18 protein-coding genes are annotated in these 15,791 nt (G+C 63.5%); 11 read left to right on the top strand and 7 right to left on the bottom strand.

Annotation, left to right across the window (positions count from 1 at the left end):
- Positions 1 to 603 precede the first annotated feature (603 nt).
- Together lepA and NKI96_RS13325 are read right to left on the bottom strand one after the other, a co-directional pair.
- Positions 604 to 2,409, bottom strand: coding sequence for a translation elongation factor 4 (gene lepA, locus NKI96_RS13320; RefSeq protein WP_023824050.1), 1,806 nt, complete (start codon positions 2,407 to 2,409; stop codon positions 604 to 606).
- Between the two features lie 140 nt (positions 2,410 to 2,549).
- Positions 2,550 to 2,861 (bottom strand): endonuclease domain-containing protein, encoded by a 312-nt coding sequence (locus tag NKI96_RS13325; RefSeq protein ID WP_023673260.1) that lies wholly within the window; start codon positions 2,859 to 2,861, stop codon positions 2,550 to 2,552.
- 253 nt (positions 2,862 to 3,114) lie between these two features.
- On the opposite strand from NKI96_RS13325, the gene NKI96_RS13330 reads away from it, so the two are divergent.
- The 3 genes from NKI96_RS13330 (at position 3,115) to msrA (ending at position 5,017) form a co-directional block, all read left to right on the top strand.
- Positions 3,115 to 3,816 carry a DUF1223 domain-containing protein gene (locus NKI96_RS13330; RefSeq protein WP_488494587.1) on the top strand — a complete coding sequence of 234 codons (702 nt, stop codon included), beginning with the start codon at positions 3,115 to 3,117 and terminating at the stop codon, positions 3,814 to 3,816.
- 79 nt (positions 3,817 to 3,895) lie between these two features.
- Complete coding sequence (locus NKI96_RS13335; RefSeq protein WP_352710528.1) at positions 3,896 to 4,180, top strand: hypothetical protein; 285 nt, start codon at positions 3,896 to 3,898, stop codon at positions 4,178 to 4,180.
- 111 nt (positions 4,181 to 4,291) lie between these two features.
- On the top strand, positions 4,292 to 5,017 hold the full coding sequence (msrA, locus tag NKI96_RS13340) for a peptide-methionine (S)-S-oxide reductase MsrA (protein ID WP_352500157.1): 726 nt from the start codon (positions 4,292 to 4,294) through the stop codon (positions 5,015 to 5,017).
- Between the two features lie 166 nt (positions 5,018 to 5,183).
- On the opposite strand, the gene NKI96_RS13345 is transcribed toward msrA, so the two are convergent.
- Together NKI96_RS13345 and NKI96_RS13350 are read right to left on the bottom strand one after the other, a co-directional pair.
- Entirely contained in the window at positions 5,184 to 6,188 is a 1,005-nt protein-coding gene (locus NKI96_RS13345) for a cytochrome d ubiquinol oxidase subunit II (protein ID WP_352766301.1), read from the bottom strand.
- Positions 6,189 to 6,296: 108 nt separating this feature from the next.
- A complete protein-coding gene (locus NKI96_RS13350; RefSeq protein ID WP_023687525.1) occupies positions 6,297 to 7,658 on the bottom strand; it encodes a cytochrome ubiquinol oxidase subunit I in 1,362 nt (453 codons plus the stop codon).
- Positions 7,659 to 7,928: 270 nt separating this feature from the next.
- Here NKI96_RS13350 and NKI96_RS13355 point away from each other — a divergent pair, with 270 nt between their 5' ends.
- Together NKI96_RS13355 and NKI96_RS13360 are read left to right on the top strand one after the other, a co-directional pair.
- Positions 7,929 to 8,855, top strand: a complete 927-nt coding sequence (locus NKI96_RS13355) for an ABC transporter ATP-binding protein (protein WP_023687524.1) — start codon at positions 7,929 to 7,931, stop codon at positions 8,853 to 8,855.
- Positions 8,852 to 9,613: an ABC transporter permease gene (locus NKI96_RS13360; protein ID WP_023681263.1), complete on the top strand. Its 762-nt coding sequence runs from the start codon at positions 8,852 to 8,854 to the stop codon at positions 9,611 to 9,613. The genes NKI96_RS13355 and NKI96_RS13360 overlap by 4 nt, the downstream gene beginning before the upstream one ends.
- Positions 9,614 to 9,646: 33 nt before the next feature.
- Here the strand turns inward: NKI96_RS13360 and NKI96_RS13365 are convergent, their stop codons facing one another.
- Complete coding sequence (locus NKI96_RS13365; protein WP_023687523.1) at positions 9,647 to 10,678, bottom strand: phosphatidylglycerol lysyltransferase domain-containing protein; 1,032 nt, start codon at positions 10,676 to 10,678, stop codon at positions 9,647 to 9,649.
- Positions 10,679 to 10,811: 133 nt separating this feature from the next.
- On the opposite strand from NKI96_RS13365, the gene NKI96_RS13370 reads away from it, so the two are divergent.
- The 3 genes from NKI96_RS13370 (at position 10,812) to NKI96_RS13380 (ending at position 13,572) form a co-directional block, all read left to right on the top strand.
- Positions 10,812 to 12,014, top strand: a complete 1,203-nt coding sequence (locus tag NKI96_RS13370) for a flavin-containing monooxygenase (protein ID WP_352804748.1) — start codon at positions 10,812 to 10,814, stop codon at positions 12,012 to 12,014.
- A 395-nt stretch (positions 12,015 to 12,409) separates the two neighbouring features.
- Positions 12,410 to 12,895: a MarR family winged helix-turn-helix transcriptional regulator gene (locus NKI96_RS13375; RefSeq protein ID WP_352460021.1), complete on the top strand. Its 486-nt coding sequence runs from the start codon at positions 12,410 to 12,412 to the stop codon at positions 12,893 to 12,895.
- Positions 12,892 to 13,572 (top strand): GNAT family N-acetyltransferase, encoded by a 681-nt coding sequence (locus tag NKI96_RS13380; RefSeq protein WP_023681267.1) that lies wholly within the window; start codon positions 12,892 to 12,894, stop codon positions 13,570 to 13,572. The genes NKI96_RS13375 and NKI96_RS13380 overlap by 4 nt, the downstream gene beginning before the upstream one ends.
- Before the next feature lie 118 nt (positions 13,573 to 13,690).
- On the opposite strand, the gene NKI96_RS13385 is transcribed toward NKI96_RS13380, so the two are convergent.
- Positions 13,691 to 13,915, bottom strand: a complete 225-nt coding sequence (locus tag NKI96_RS13385; protein WP_023673272.1) for a hypothetical protein — start codon at positions 13,913 to 13,915, stop codon at positions 13,691 to 13,693.
- Positions 13,916 to 14,145: 230 nt separating this feature from the next.
- Between NKI96_RS13385 and NKI96_RS13390 the strand changes: the two genes are divergently transcribed.
- The gene (locus tag NKI96_RS13390) at positions 14,146 to 14,487 is read left to right on the top strand and encodes a hypothetical protein (protein ID WP_023681268.1); all 342 of its coding nucleotides are present in this window, start codon (positions 14,146 to 14,148) and stop codon (positions 14,485 to 14,487) included.
- Positions 14,488 to 14,491: 4 nt separating this feature from the next.
- A complete protein-coding gene (locus tag NKI96_RS13395) occupies positions 14,492 to 15,202 on the top strand; it encodes a phosphatase PAP2 family protein (protein ID WP_023687516.1) in 711 nt (236 codons plus the stop codon).
- Positions 15,203 to 15,218: 16 nt separating this feature from the next.
- Here NKI96_RS13395 and NKI96_RS13400 read toward each other — a convergent pair whose 3' ends face one another.
- On the bottom strand, positions 15,219 to 15,410 hold the full coding sequence (locus NKI96_RS13400) for a hypothetical protein (RefSeq protein WP_023755330.1): 192 nt from the start codon (positions 15,408 to 15,410) through the stop codon (positions 15,219 to 15,221).
- A 79-nt stretch (positions 15,411 to 15,489) separates the two neighbouring features.
- Between NKI96_RS13400 and NKI96_RS13405 the strand changes: the two genes are divergently transcribed.
- Complete coding sequence (locus tag NKI96_RS13405) at positions 15,490 to 15,759, top strand: helix-turn-helix domain-containing protein (RefSeq protein ID WP_023673276.1); 270 nt, start codon at positions 15,490 to 15,492, stop codon at positions 15,757 to 15,759.
- Positions 15,760 to 15,791 lie beyond the last annotated feature (32 nt).

Raw genomic sequence — 15,791 nt, forward strand, 5'->3', positions numbered from 1 at the left:
GGCAATTACAAAAGCGCCGGAGAGGCGATCTGCGCAACTTGGTCTCGAGCGGCTGAATGCCTGGAGAACTTTGAATCCAGGCGCAGTTTTGGAATTCGCTGCGGCTACGGTGCGAAGCCCTGAAGAAACGTTTTCAGTCAACTTCACGCCGAACTTTGGCCTCCGGGTTGGAGACCAGTCTGTCGCAATACATGTTTGGAATACCGCGACGCCACGACTGGAACCAAGATTGGTCCGAGCGATCCTATCTTCAATTCAGCCAGCCTATCAAGCAGCGGACAATGGGCCTGACGATATGGCTGTCTTGTGCCTGAGGACCATGCGCTTCATTCGCCTTGGCGACGCGTCGGACGTTATTGACCTGGGGCGACTGATTTTCACGAACGTAGACGGGATCTTCCGAGAGATCGCTGCCGCTTTGGGCGAACCTCCGCCTCCCCCCGAGGATCACCCCGCGCCGCCGCCCGGAGAATAATGCCACGGCGCAGCTTCAGCGCCGCGCTGGCGTGGAGCCCGCCGCCTCCGGCAGCTCCCCCGCTTTCGAAGCCTGTCATCGATCCACCGGATCGATGACTTGGCGCGCTCTGCGCGCCAACCGGCCTCTCAATCCCCCATCTTCAGCGCCTGGATAAACGCCTCCTGCGGAATATCCACCTTGCCGAACTGCCGCATCCGCTTCTTGCCTTCTTTCTGCTTGTCCAGCAGCTTGCGCTTGCGGGACACGTCGCCGCCGTAGCACTTGGCGGTCACGTCCTTGCGCAGCGCCGAGATGGTTTCGCGGGCGATGACCTTGCCGCCGATCGCGGCCTGGATCGGGATCTTGAACAGGTGGTTCGGGATCAGCTCTTTCAGCTTCTCGCACATCTGGCGGCCGCGCTTTTCCGCCGCGGTGCGGTGGACCAGCATGGACAGCGCGTCGACCGGCTCTTCATTGACCAGGATCGACATCTTCACCAGGTCGCCTTCCTTGTAGTCGGTCAGATGATAGTCGAAGGAGGCGTAGCCCTTGGAGATCGACTTCAGCCGGTCGTAGAAATCGAAGACGACTTCGTTGAGCGGCAAATCGTAGATCAGCATGGCGCGCTTGCCGACATAGGACAGGTCGGCCTGGATGCCGCGCCGGTCCTGGCAGAGTTTTAGAATACCGCCGAGATAGTCGTCGGGGGTGAGGATGGTGGCGCGGATCCATGGCTCCTCGATGGCTGAAATCTTCACCACGTCGGGCATGTCGGCGGGGTTGTGCAGCTCCTTCGTCGAGCCGTCGGTAAGCAGCAGCCGGTAGACGACGGACGGAGCCGTGGCGATCAGGTCGAGGTTGAACTCGCGCTCCAGCCGCTCCTGGATGATTTCGAGATGCAAAAGGCCGAGGAAGCCGCAGCGATAGCCGAAGCCGAGCGCGGCACTGGTTTCCATTTCATAGGAGAAGGAGGCGTCGTTGAGGCGCAGTTTGCCGACGGCGGCGCGCAGATCCTCGAAATCGGCGGCGTCGACGGGGAACAGGCCGCAGAACACCACTGGCTGCGCCGGCTTGAAGCCGGGCAGCGCATGCGCGGTCTGGCGCTTGTCCTCGGTGATGGTGTCGCCGACGCGGGTGTCGGCCACTTCCTTGATCGAGCCGGTGAAGAAGCCGAACTCGCCGGGGCCGAGCTCGTCGACATTGATGCGGGCGGGCGTGAACACGCCGGTGCGCTCGACCAGGTGTTTTGCGCCGGTGCCCATCATGCGGATGGTCGCGCCCTTCTTCAGCACGCCGTCGATGATGCGCACCAGGACGATGACGCCGAGATAGGCGTCGTACCAGGAGTCGACCAGCATGGCTTTGAGCGGTGCTGAGGCATCGCCCTCGCGCGGCGGCGGCAATTGGTGGACGATTGCCTCCAGCACGTCGGGAATGCCGAGGCCGGTCTTGGCCGAGATCAGCACGGCGTTGGAGGCGTCGATGCCGATGACCTCCTCGACCTGCTCGCGGATGCGCTCGGGCTCGGCGGCCGGCAGGTCGACCTTGTTCAGCACCACGACGATCTCGTGGTTGTTGTCGATGGCCTGGTAGACATTGGCCAGCGTCTGCGCCTCGACGCCCTGGGAGGCGTCGACGACCAGCAGCGAGCCCTCGCAGGCGGCCAGCGAGCGCGACACTTCATAGGCGAAGTCGACATGGCCGGGCGTGTCGATGAGGTTGAGGATATAGTCCTCGCCATTGTTGGCGCGGTATTTCAGCCGCACCGTCTGCGCCTTGATGGTGATGCCGCGCTCGCGCTCGATGTCCATCGAGTCCAGCACCTGCTCCTTCATGTCGCGCAGCTCCAGCCCGCCGGTGGACTGGATCAGCCGGTCGGCAAGCGTGGATTTGCCATGGTCGATATGGGCGACGATGGAGAAATTGCGGATGTGGTCGAGAGGCGTGCTCATGATGCGGCGGCTTTAGCAGGGGCGGGTTGCAGGGGCAAGCGGGGGGTGGTGCCCTTGCCTTCTCCCCTTGTGGGAGAAGGTGGATCGGCGCGCAGCGCCGAGACGGATGAGGGGTGTTCCAGCTTGACGCCGACGTTCTTTCACCGCCATGGCTGCAAACTGACATCCCTTACATAAGCGATTATCGTGGTGCAGACGCTGTCCATGTCTTTCAGGACATCGTCGTTCCAAAAGCGCAACACACGAAAGCCTCTCGCCTCCAGTTCCGTTCTACGGGCCTGGTCTGACTCTGAGTCCGCATGCTGACTCCCATCGATCTCGATGATGAGGAGTGATTCAAGACAAGCGAAATCGGCGACGTATTTTCCAACAGGAACTTGGCGCCGAAATTTGATCCGATCGAGCCTGCGGTCACGTAGTTCGTGCCACAGTTTGTCTTCCGCCTCCGTCATTCACGTCGGAGCGAACGGGCAAAGTTTCGTTTGGCAGGAGCGACGGGCTGATGTGGCATGACGTTAGATTAACCAACGTCTCACTCCGCTGGAACACCCCTCATCCGTCTCGGCGCTTCGCGCCGATCCACCTTCTCCCACAAGGGGAGAAGGCAACGACGCGTCGGCCCCCAATCACGAAGCGGTGAACCATGTAACGAAGCCTCGGGCAGCGGCGAAGTGTGGGATGAACCCGCCGCAACGGAGACCCCCGATGACTGGACTTAACCCAAAACGCAGCGCGATGCTGGCTGCCGCAGGCGCGGCGCTGATGATGCTTGGCGGCACCGCCTTTGCCCAGCCGCTCACCGTGGTCGAATTGTTCACGAGCCAGGGCTGTTCGTCCTGTCCGCCGGCCAATGCCAATCTGATCAAGGTCAAGGACCAGCCGGGCGTTCTGGCGCTGTCGTTCAACGTTACCTACTGGGACTATCTCGGCTGGAAGGACATTTTCGGCCGCGAGGAATTCACCCAGCGCCAGGTGCGCTATGAGCCGTCGCTCGGCCGCTCCGGCCCGTTCACGCCGCAGGTGGTGGTCAATGGCGGTGCCGATGCGGTGGGCGCGGCATCAGGCGAGATCGAGCAACTGATTTCCGCGAGCGGTCACACGAAGGGGCCGATGCTGTCGCTCGACGGCGGCAAGATCAGCATCGGCGCCGGTTCCGCGCCGGCCGGCCGCGCCGATGTCTGGCTGGTCCGCTACAACAAGGGCGTCATCGAAGTGCCGGTGGCGCGCGGCGAGAATACCGGGCGCACGCTGCCGCATGCCAATGTCGTGCACTCGCTGGAGAAACTCGGCAGCTGGAGCGGCGGCGCCACCACACTGCCGCTGCCGGCGGCAAGCGGCGGGCTGAGCACCGCGGTGCTGGTGCAGTCGCCGGGTGGTGGGCCGATCCTGGCTGCAGCCGCCGACTGATTCTTTTTCTACGCAACGCCGCTAGCGCGGCATAACCGGGCCCGCATCCGCGCGCCCTCTTCAAGGAGGAAATACCATCATGACCAAGATCCTGACCGCACTCGCCTTTGCGCTTTCGATGACCGCCTTCGCCGCTGGCGCCCGCGCCGAAGACGCGACCAACGCCATGAAGCCGGCGATGGCAACCGATGCGATGAAGCCCGCGACCGATGCCATGGCGCCGGCGACCGATGCCATGAAGCCAGCCGATCCGATGGCGACGAATGCGATGAAACCCGCCACCGACGCCATGAAGCCGGCCGATGCCATGAAGCCCGCAACGGATGCGATGAAGCCGGCGGACGCCATGGCGCCCGCGCAATAAGGCTTGATCCCATGGCCCGGCCGCACAGTGGCCGGGCCGGCGCACGGCAATTTGAGAAACCAGGCGGGACGTTCTGTCGTATAGTCTTCGCCACCATCAAGGAGATCAGACATGACCGGCATTGCAAGGACGAGAACGCCGATCTTCAAGAGCGCGCTTGCCGCGCTCATCGTCGCCGCCGCCGCGGCCGCCTTCTGGCAGAGCCCGGCGCGCTCGGCCGAGGACGCGGTGGTGATCCCGCCGCCGGCAGTGGACGAGAAGGCCGCCAGCGGCAGCGAGAAGGCTATCTTCGCCGGCGGCTGCTTCTGGGGCGTGCAGGGCGTGTTCCAGCACGTCAAGGGCGTGACCAAGGCCGTCTCCGGCTACACCGGCGGCGCCAAGGATGACGCCGTCTACGAAACGGTGGGCAGCGGCCGCACCGGCCACGCCGAATCGGTCGAGATCACCTACGATCCGTCCAAGGTGACCTACGGCCAGCTGCTGCAGGTCTATTTCTCGGTCGCCCACAACCCGACGCAGTTGAACTTCCAGGGCCCGGACTCGGGCACCCAGTACCGCTCGACCATCTTTGCCGAGAATGGCGAGCAGCAGAAGATCGCCCAGAGCTACATCGCCCAGCTCGACCAGGCGAAAGTGTTTGCCAAGCCCATCGTCACCACGCTGGAGACGGGCAAAACCTTCTATCCGGCCGAGGAATATCACCAGGACTTTCTGACGCTGAACCCGACCTACCCCTACATCGTCTACAACGACCTGCCCAAGGTGGCGAATTTGAAGGCGCTGTTCCCGGGGTTGTATAGCGAGAAGCCGGTGCTCGTGCTGGCGGGGAAGAGCTGAGCACCTAATCTCCCCCCTCGAGGGGGAGATGTCGCCGGAGGCGACAGAGGGGGTCGGTCCGACCGGACGCGACCTCCTGCGGCAGAAGAAGGTTAGCGCTCCACGCGCGGCGACCCCCTCTGGCCTGCCGGCCATCTCCCCCTCAAGGGGGGAGATCAGCTCCCCTTCAATCATACGTCAGATCCGTCGCCTTGCCCCCAAACACCCGATACGCATAGAACGAATAGAAGATGATCACCGGCAGCACGACCACCGTGCCGGCGAGGATGATGGCCAGGCTTTCCGTCGCCGACGCCGCCTGCCAGATGGTCAGCCTCTCGGGCACCACGAAGGGGTAGAACGACCAGGCAAGCCCGGCAAAGCCGAGCGCGAAGATGGCGGCGAGCGTCAGGAACGGCCGCAGCGCATGGCGGTCGTCGGGCTTGGGCAGGTGGAAGGTCTGCCGCCACAGCCACAGGAACAGCAGCGCCGACAGGATCGGCAGCGGCGACAGAAAGAGCATTTCGGGCCAGACGAACCATTTGGCGAAGATGCGCGGGCTGGCGAATGGGGTCGCCAGCGACACCGCCGCCATGCCGAGCGCGGTCAGCACCAGGGCTGTCCGCAGCCAGGCCACCGCCTTCCTCTGCAATTCGCCCTCGGTCTTGTAGATGACCCAGGCAGCGCCCATGGCTGCATAGGCCGCCGACAGGCAGAGCGCCACCAGCGCCCCGAAAGCGATGCCGCCAAAGCCGACATCGAGGCCAAGCACATAGACGCCGAGCATATAGCCTTGCGCCAGCGAGGCGATGACGGAACCGAGGAAGAAAATGCGGTTCCAGCGATGCTTCTTGCCGGCGGGCACCTTGGCGCGGAAATCGAAGGCGACGCCGCGCAGGATGAGGCCGACCAAAAGCACGAAGACCGGAATGTAGAGCGCGGTGAGGATGACGCCATGCGCCAGCGGGAAGGCGACCAGGAGCAGGCCGACGGCCAGCACCAGCCAGGTCTCGTTGGCATCCCAGAACGGGCCTATTGCCGCGATCATGGTGTCCTGCTCGGCATCTTCGGCGACCGAGAACAGGATGCCGATGCCGAGATCGAAACCGTCGAGAATGACGTAGATCAGGATGGCGAGGCCCATCAGGCCGGCGAAGATCAGGGGCAGCGCGGTTGGCCAGTCGAAGGTCATCGGTCTGTCATCCCTCTCATCAACGGTTCTGCCCTTCGCTATGGCTCCGGGCGTTCGTCATTCGGAAAGCCAAATCGTTGGCTTTTCGTCCGCTACGCGGACCATTCCTCACTCCGCTGCGGCCGGTTGCGACATCGCCGTCTTCATGACGCCCGGCAGCGGCGAGGTATCGCCGTCCTTGGCGGCCTTCAGCGCCAGGTGCACCAGCACGCCAAGATAGGCGATCAGCAGCAGCACATAGAGGATGAGATAGATGGCGAGCGTCAGCGCGACATGGCTGCCGGCGACCGGGCCGATAGCGTCGGCGGTTTTCAGCACGCCGGTGACCAGCCAGGGCTGGCGGCCGATTTCGGTGGTGTACCAGCCGGCCAGCGTCGCCAGCCAGCCCGACAGCGCCATCGGCACCATCAGCATGGCCAGCGGCCTCGGCAGGCTGTGGCGGCGCTTGAGGAAGAAGGTCGCCGACCACGAGACGATGAGCATCAAAATGCCGGTGCCGACCATGATGCGGAAGCCCCAGAACACCGGGAAGACCGGCGGATGCAGGCCGGGATAGTCGTTGAGCCCCGGCACGATGCCGCTGGTGGAGTGACGCAGCACCAGGCTGGCGCCGTCGGGAATGGCGATCTCGAATTTGTTTTCCTTCGCCGCCTCGTCGGGCAGCGCAAACAGCACCAGCGGCACGTTGGGGCCGGTGTTCCAGTTGGCCTCCATGGCCGCGATCTTCTGCGGCTGGTGCTCCAGCGTATTCAGCCCGTGCTGGTCGCCGGCGAAGATCTGGATCGGGATCAGGATGGCGGCGGTGAAGACGCCGGTGCGCAGCGCCTTCCACATCGATTCCGACCGGTCGCCGGTGAGGTAGCGCAGCGCCGACAGGCCGGCGATCAGGAACGACACCGTCAGGCCGGAGGCAAGCAGCATATGCGTCAGACGGTAGGGCATGGACGGGTTGAAGACGATCGCCCACCAGTCGACGGGATGCGCCTTGCCATCGATCATCTCGAAGCCGGCCGGCGTCTGCATCCAGGAGTTCAGCGCAATGATCCAGAAGGCCGACAGCGTGGTGCCGCCGGCGACCAATACCGTCGCCAGCGTGTGGACGCGGTTGGAGACGCGGCGGAACCCGAACAGCATGATGCCCAGGAAGGCCGCTTCGAGGAAGAAGGCGGTGAGGATCTCGTAGGCAAGCAGCGGCCCGGCGATGTTGCCGACCTTTTCCATATAGCCCGGCCAGTTGGTGCCGAACTGGAAGCTCATGGTGACGCCGGAGACCACGCCCATGGCGAAGGACAGTGCGAACACTTTCACCCAGGTGAAATAGGCGCGCATCCAGGCGGAATCATTGGTGGTGTTGTAGCGGAGCTTGAAGAACAGCAGCACCCAGCCAAGCGCAATCGTGATGGTCGGAAACAGGATGTGGAACGAGATATTCGCCCCGAACTGCATTCGCGACAGGATGAGCGGGTCCATGCGGGCTCCGGCTGCTGTTTGTTGGCGCAGAATAGGCGGCGGATGCGGTCCGGTCAAAGCGGCTTGGCGTCACGCGGGGCGCGTTGTCGCAGCAGATGGGATCAATCCGTCAGTGCCCCGATACCCCCATGACGAAACGGCAAGAGGGGAACGTTTGTCCACAATTGTCAGCAGCGGCATTGACTTCCCGCCGTGCGCACCGACATTCAGCGCAATAATAATCCCCGCCTCTTTCAAACAGTCGTTTTCGGCCTCATGTCTTCCACTAATTTGCCTTCCATCATTTCGATTTCCGGGGTCACCAAGACCTACGCCACCGGCTTCAAGGCGCTGAAGGAAATCAACCTCGACATCGAACGCGGCGAGATTTTCGCGCTGCTGGGGCCGAACGGCGCCGGCAAGACGACGCTCATCTCGATCGTCTGCGGCATCGTCAACCGTTCGTCGGGAACGGTGACCGTCGACGGCCATGATATCAACCGAGACTACCGCGCGGCGCGCAGCCTGATCGGGCTGGTGCCGCAGGAGCTGACCATCGATGCGTTCGAGAGCGTCTGGGCAACCGTCACCTACAGCCGCGGCCTGTTTGGCAAGGCGCCCAATCCGGGCTTCGTCGAAAAGGTGCTGCGCGACCTGTCGTTGTGGGACAAGAAGGACGCCAAGGCGATCACGCTGTCGGGCGGCATGAAGCGGCGGCTGATGATTGCAAAGGCGCTGTCGCATGAGCCGCGCATCCTGTTCCTCGACGAACCGACGGCCGGCGTCGACGTCGAACTGCGCCAGGACATGTGGGCGATGGTGCGACGGTTGCGCGACGATGGCGTCACCATCATCCTCACCACGCACTATATCGAAGAGGCCGAGGCGATGGCCGACCGTGTCGGCGTCATCAACCGCGGCGAGATCATCCTGGTCGAGGGCAAGGCCGAACTGATGCGCAAGCTCGGCCGCAAGCGCCTGATCGTGGAATTGCGCAACCCGCTCCCCGCCATTCCCGATGCATTCTCGCACTACGCGTTGGAGCTGTCGGGCGATGGCACACAGCTGACCTACACCTATGACAATCAGAGCGAACGCCCCGGCGTCGCATCGCTGCTGCGCGAACTCGAGACGGCCGGCATCCAGTTCCGCGACATGGATACGCAAAACAGCTCGCTCGAGGAGATCTTCGTCAATCTGTTGAGGCAAGAGCCATGAATTGGCGAGCAGTATGGGCGATCTACCGGGTCGAGATGGCGCGTGCGTTCCGCACCGTGCTGCAGAGCATCGTCTCGCCGGTGATCTCGACATCGCTTTATTTCGTCGTCTTCGGCTCGGCCATCGGCTCGCGCATCACCGAGATCGACGGCATCAGCTACGGCGCCTTCATCGTGCCCGGCCTGATCATGCTGTCGCTGTTGACGCAGTCGATCTCCAACGCTTCCTTTGCCATCTATTTCCCGAAATTCGTCGGCTCCATCTACGAGCTCTTGTCGGCGCCGGTGTCGTATCTGGAGATCGTCATCGCCTATGTCGGCGGCGCCGCGACCAAGTCGATCATCCTCGGCTTGATCATCCTGGCGACGGCCTCGCTGTTCGTGCCGCTCACCATCCAGCATCCGTTCTGGATGCTGGCCTTCCTTGTCTTGACGGCGGTGACCTTCAGCCTGTTCGGCTTCATCATCGGCATATGGGCGAAAAGCTTCGAGCAATTGCAGCTGGTGCCGCTGTTGATCATCACGCCGCTGACCTTCCTCGGCGGCAGCTTCTATTCGATCAACATGCTGCCCGAGACCTGGCGCACGGTGACGCTGTTCAACCCGGTCGTCTACCTGATCAGCGGTTTCCGCTGGAGCTTTTACGGCAAGTCCGATGTCTCGGTCGCCGTCAGCCTGGGCATGACGATGGTGTTCCTCGCCATCTGCATCGCCATCGTCGCCTGGATCTTCCGCACCGGCTACCGGCTGCGCAACTGACCCTGCCGCTCTAAAGCGCGTCGCGTTTTCTTGCTAGATCGCCTTGATGAGGCGCAGCAACCCCAGCATCTCGATCAGCCTGCCTTGGCGGAAGGCGATGTAGGTGGGTTCCTCGACGCCGTGGAAGCGGCGCTTGAACGCCGCCTGGCCCTTGAGGTTGAACTTGCTGCGGTTGACCCAGGGCGACTCATAGGCCCGCTCGAAGGCGTTGCGCCAGAAGCTCGATTCGGCAAAGCCGTTGGCTCCGACGTCGAGCATCGGCGACAGGCCGAGCGTGACGACAGAAATGCCCTCATTGCGAAACCGGTCGACGGCGAATTTGGTCAGCCCGATTTCGGCATGCGGCGAGGCATCGATGTGCTTGCGCTTGAACGAGGTGGTGTAGCCGATCACCTTGCCGCCACTGAACATCGGATCGAAATCGAGCAGGGCGACGAGCTCGCCTTCCGGGCTGTAGAGCACGAAACGGCGCATATCGATGCCGAGATGATCGGCAAAGGGCCTGTTGAGGAACGCCATCTCCCAGCGCTTGACGATGCGGTCTGCCCGCCAGTTCTGCGACAGGCGCTGGACCTCGTCGAGATAGACCGCTCCTTCGCCAAAGGAAAACCCCTTCTTCAAGAGCCAGCGTTCGGAATAGCGCACGGTTTCGTTGCGCTTGCCGGAAAAATCGTGAGCCGGCAGTTCCAGCCGCGTGTCGACGCCGAGACGGTTGACCTGGTAGCCGAGCCCGGACAGCACGCGCGCCGTCGGTTCGCCGATCTGCACGAACCACGGGCTGTCGGCGGCTTCGACAAAGCGCCTGATATAGTCGGACCGATCGGCCGGATGGGCCACCGGGTCACCTAGCGCGAAATGGTGCTTCATCTTGGTGCCGAAGGCGATGTAGCCGTCGGCGTCGCCGAAATAGGACAGTTTTTGCTGCACGGCGGTCGAATAGGCCAGCGAGAAGTCGCCGTGCTGGCGGACAAGCGCCAGCCGCTCGACATGCGAAAAATCCTGGCGCGGCACCTTGGCTGCGGCGCCCTCCAGCAGTCTGTCGAGAAAGATGCGCAAGGAGGGCATGGTCGAGCTTCCGCGTGCCGATGATAAACAGAGGCTTGCCCCCAAGGCCTCGAATCAGTCGCATTGACGCGACCTCATTATCGATCATATCGCCCCTGTGCCATATGGGACGTGCCATATAGGACGGGTCCCCATGGCGCACCTGAAAGGAAATCTCGACCGAATGGCGGCTACGACAAGCGAAACGATGCCAATCGTCCTGGGGCCGAAAGGACCCGACTATACGGTTATCGTCATCGGCGCCGGAGCGGCGGGGCTGGCGGCCGCTGACGCGCTTGGCCGGCGCGGCGTGCGGGTCGTCGTGCTTGAAAAGGAGCCGCGGATCGCCGAACCGTGGCGAGGGCGGCACGAGAAGCTGACCCTCAACACGCATCGCGCGCTATCGGCCCTGCCCGGCCTTGCCTATCCGCCACGCACCGCCGCCTTTCCGAACAAGGATGCCATCGTCGGCTATCTCCAGGACTTTGCCCGCACCCGCGGCATCGTCATCGAATTCGGCACCGCCGTCGAGCGGATCGAACGCAGAGGCAATGGCTGGCTCGTCCATACGGGCCGGGAAACGCTGAGCGCCCGCAATGTCATCGTCGCCACCGGCCGCGACCGCTTGCCATGGACGCCGGACTGGCAAGGCAAGGCGACTTTCACCGGCAAACTTGTCCACGCCGCCGATTTCGGCACAGCACAGGACTATGTGGGCAAAAGCGTGCTGGTGGTCGGAGCCGGAAATTCCGGCTTCGACGTGCTCAACCACCTCGCCCGCGCCGACACCAAGGCCATCTGCTTGTCAGCCAGGCAGGGTCCGTCGCTGATGCCGAAACGGATCGGCAAGGTCGCCGTGGCGCGCTTCGGCGGTTTCATGGCGATGCTGCCGACGTGGATTGCCGATGCCGCGATTGCCGCGACGCAGCGGCTGGTGTTCGGCGACCTCGCCCGCTTCGGCCTGCCGCCGGCGCCGAAAGGCGGCGCCAGCCGGCTCGGCGTCGAGCAGATCGCTATCGCCGTCGACGACGGCGCCGTCGCAGGAATGAAGGCCGGACGGATTTCGGTGGTGGCGCCGGTGGCGGCTTTCGAAGGCGCCGGCGTGCGGCTGAACGACGGCACGGTGCTCGAGCCGGATGTGGTGATCGCGGCAACCGGCTATCGCACCGGCCTGGAGGCCATGCTGGGCGATCTCGGCGTGCTCGACGCCAAGGGCGTGCCGAAGGCCAATGGCGGCACCCCGAGCGGCCAGCCCGGCCTGTGGTTCATCGGCATGCGGCCAAGCCTGACCAGCTATTTTCACAGCGCCGGCCTGCAGGCCGAAGCGATTGCCCGTCAGATCGCCAAGGGGTTGTAGACGAGCGCTTCTGGACGGAGAACCACCGCACTTCGGGCTGCTGCTGTGGCGCGGACTGGTGGTTCAACGCATCTGCAAGACGGGATCGAATATCCTGGCGATTGGGCGAAAACGCCATCCCGTCGTCATCCACGGGCGAAGCAAGGAGCGTAGCGACGCGGCGCAGACCCGAGGATCCATGCCGTGACTTCTGAGCTACGCTGCGTTGCAGGTTCTGCTCCGCTGCTTCCACGGCCAAGGCATGATCCCTGGGTCTCCGCGACGGAGCTTCGCTCCTGCTTCGCCCAAGGACGACGAAGTCGAGATGCTTGCGGCCAACCTCCAAAGCAGGCGCTTGAACTCGTTCATTGCATCATTATATAACATGTTATACTTATCCAGGAGACGGATCACCCATGGAAGACATCATTCGATCCCTCGGCTACCTCACCCTCGGCAGCAGGCTGAAGCGTATCGGCGAGCAGTTGCAGGCCGATACGCAGCGCATGCTCGATGGGCTGGAGGTGCCGGTGCAGTCCAGCCAGTATCCTCTGCTGGCCGCGCTCGACCGGCTCGGGCCGCTGCCTGTCGGCGAGCTGGCGCAGTCACTGGGGATCACCCAGCCGGGGGTGACGCGCAGCGTGGCGCTGCTGGCCGAGTTGGGGCTGGTCGAGGCCGCGCCATCGAACGACGACCAGCGCCGCAGGATGATCTCGCTGACCGCCAACGGCCAGCGCCTGGTCGACAAGGCGAAGCGGAACGTTTGGCCGCGCATCGAGAACGCCGTTGCCGACCTGTGCAAAGGCCTTGCAGGGCCGCTTCTCGAACAACTCTCGGCAATAGAGGACGGCCTGGCGGCGGCCCCGCTCGACCGTCGTGTGAAACAGGATGTCGCGCCATGAGCCATGTCCTCGATCGTCCGGTCTGGAGCGCGCTCGACACGCGGCATCGGATCTTTGCGTATGGCGACAGGCTCGCCAGGCGCTATCCCTCCTCGATCGTCCCCTTCGCGGCTTCCGGGGCAGACGACGCTGAGAGCCTGCAGGCGCTCGCAAGCCTCATTCCTGCAGGTGAGAGCGTGTTCATGCTCCAGGCGGACCCCATTGCCTTGCCGCCGGAACTGACCGCGACCGTGACCGCCTTCGGCGTTCAGATGGTTGCCGAGGCGCCATTGCCTTCCGTGTCGGACGAGCGTGTACAGCAGCTGACGCAGGACGACGCGGCCGAGATGCTTGCTTTGGCGTCACTGACCAAGCCCGGCCCGTTCACGCTCAAGGCGCTGAGCCTCGGCGAGTTCTGGGGCGTGAAGATCGACGGCCGGCTGGCGGCGATGGCCGGCGAGCGCATGAAGCAGCCCGGCTACAGCGAACTCAGCGGCGTCTGCTCGCATCCCGAATTTCGCGGCAGCGGCCTCGGCCGGCTGCTGTCGGTGTTCGTGGCCAACCGAATTTTTGCGCGCGGCGAAGTTCCCTACCTGCATGCCTATGCCAGCAATGCCAACGCGGTTGGATTGTACGAATCCATCGGCTTCAGGCTGCGGGCAGAGATGAATGTGGCCGTCGTGCAGCGCGCCGGCTAGAGCGTTTCACCGTTTCACGGAAACGGCGAACCGCTCCTAGGCCTTTATTTTTACGCAATTCCGGACGGAAAACCGCTTCACACTTTTCCTGGAATCGCTCCAGGCCGCCTTGCGGGCCTCAGGCTGATTTCGGCTCCAACCGGCGGAAACCCACGGTTTCCATAAGCATATCTTCCTCGACCATGCCGGCATTGTGCAGCGCAAGCAGGTTCAGCGCGATCTCCCGCGCCTCCGCCGAATCGGGATGCACGTCGCGCCTGCGGCAGGCTTCGTCGAACACGCGTTGCAGCCTGGCGATGTCGTCGGGTTTCAGCAGGCCACGGTCATAGACGGACTTTGGCATGGCACTCTCCTCCAGAAGAGGTAGGGCGCCATGTTTAAAAGTCCATTCTTTTCCAATGCTTGAGCGCAGCTGCCTGGGTTTGCACGAATCCGACCGAGCGTGGCAGTCAGACCGCGATCGCGCTGCCATTCATTCAGCACCTCGGCCGTGGCCTGTTCCGCCGCAGTCTGCTTGACGTGCCGCCACGCTTGCGAAACAAGAGCTGCCACAAAGGACAGCGAGGCACAAAAGTGAGTTTCTGGGGACTGGCGCAGCTCGTCATTTCGACGGTGATCTTCCTGCTGGCGGCCATCGCGGCCAAGCAATGGGGGCTGGCGCCAAGCCTTGGCAAGATCGTGCTGACACTGGCGCTCTATACGGCGGGCAATCTGATGATGCTGCGGCTGGTTCGTGAGTTCGGCATGTCGGTGTCGTTCAGTCTGTCGGCGGTGATCCAGCTGGTGGCGGTCAATGTGGTGGCGCTGGTGTTCTTCGGCGAACGCGTCAATGCCTTGCAGGCGACCGGCATCGTGCTGGCCATCGCGGCGGTGGTGCTGATCTCGCTCGGGCCTTACCTGCAGGGGCGACTGTAATCCGATGAAGACCCCGCGTGCGTTCACCAACTGGCTTGAATTTCCGGTGCTGCTGGCCGGGCTGGTGATAGCCGCCGGGCTGTGGGGCTTCGAGGAACTGATGGAGGTGGCGCGGGCCACCACGCCGCACGCTTTCGATACTGAGATCCTGCTCGCTTTCCGAAAAGTGGGTCAGCCGGATGTTCCCGTCGGCCCGGCATGGCTGGAAGGCGCGATGCGCGACATCACCAGCCTCGGCAGCTCCAGCGTGCTGGTGCTGATCGTAACGGCGGTGATCGTCTACCTCCTGCTGATCCGTAGGCCGAGGACGGCGCTGCTGATCTTTGTCGCGGTGGCCGGCGGGCAGCTGCTGTCGACCTTGCTCAAGGCCGGCATCGACCGGCCGCGCCCCGATCTTGTCTCGCACCTGGCCAACGAGACGTCGCTGTCGTTTCCCAGCGGCCACGCGATGCTGTCGGCGGTGACCTATCTCACGCTGGGCTCGCTCGCAGCGCGCTTCCTGCCGGGACGAACGACGAAAATCTATGTCCTCAGCCTGGCGGTGCTGGTAACGCTGCTGGTCGGAGTCAGCCGCGTCTATCTCGGCGTCCACTGGCCTTCCGACGTGCTGGCGGGATGGTGCGCCGGCTTCACCTGGGCGACGCTGTGCTGGCTGGCGGCGCGAATGCTGCAGCGGAACAAGGCGGTGGCCGATGGCAACGAGCCCGAAGACTGACGATCCGGAGCGACATTCAAATCAGCCGGTTGATCAGCCCGTGTCCGCAGCCTGCCAGCAGAAAAACCGCCGACAGCAAGGCTGCCGACGTCGTCAAGGTCCTGAAAATATTCAACTGATATTTCCCCGCCAGTAAGAGCCAAGGCGGTAGCGTAGCATGCTCATCCCGTATCCCGCCATCCGGCTTTGTGGAGAGATCATGTTTCATGCATGCTTTATGATGGTTGAAACATCACTATGATTGTATTACACGTCGTCTCCGCAGACTCAGACGGGGGTTCCGACCGATGATCACTGCCGCCCAGATGCGCGCCGCGAGGGCGCTGGCCGGCATCGATCAGAAGACGCTCGCCGAGCGTGCCGGCGTTTCGCTTCCGACAATCCAGCGCATGGAAGCGAGTGACGGCGTGGTCAGGGGTGTGGTCGATACGCTGATGAAGGTTATCCAGGCTCTCGACGAGGCCGGGGTGGAGCTCATCGGCGAGAACCAGACCAGCGAGCGCGGCGGCCGGGGCGTGCGCCTCAAGCCGGTCGCGCCGCCGAACCCGCAAGGCTGAGCCGGCATATAGTCGCGACGGCGACCGCCGAC

Source organism: Mesorhizobium sp. M0292 (genome assembly GCF_040321695.1).
In the GTDB taxonomy this organism is placed as follows: Bacteria; Pseudomonadota; Alphaproteobacteria; order Rhizobiales; family Rhizobiaceae; genus Mesorhizobium.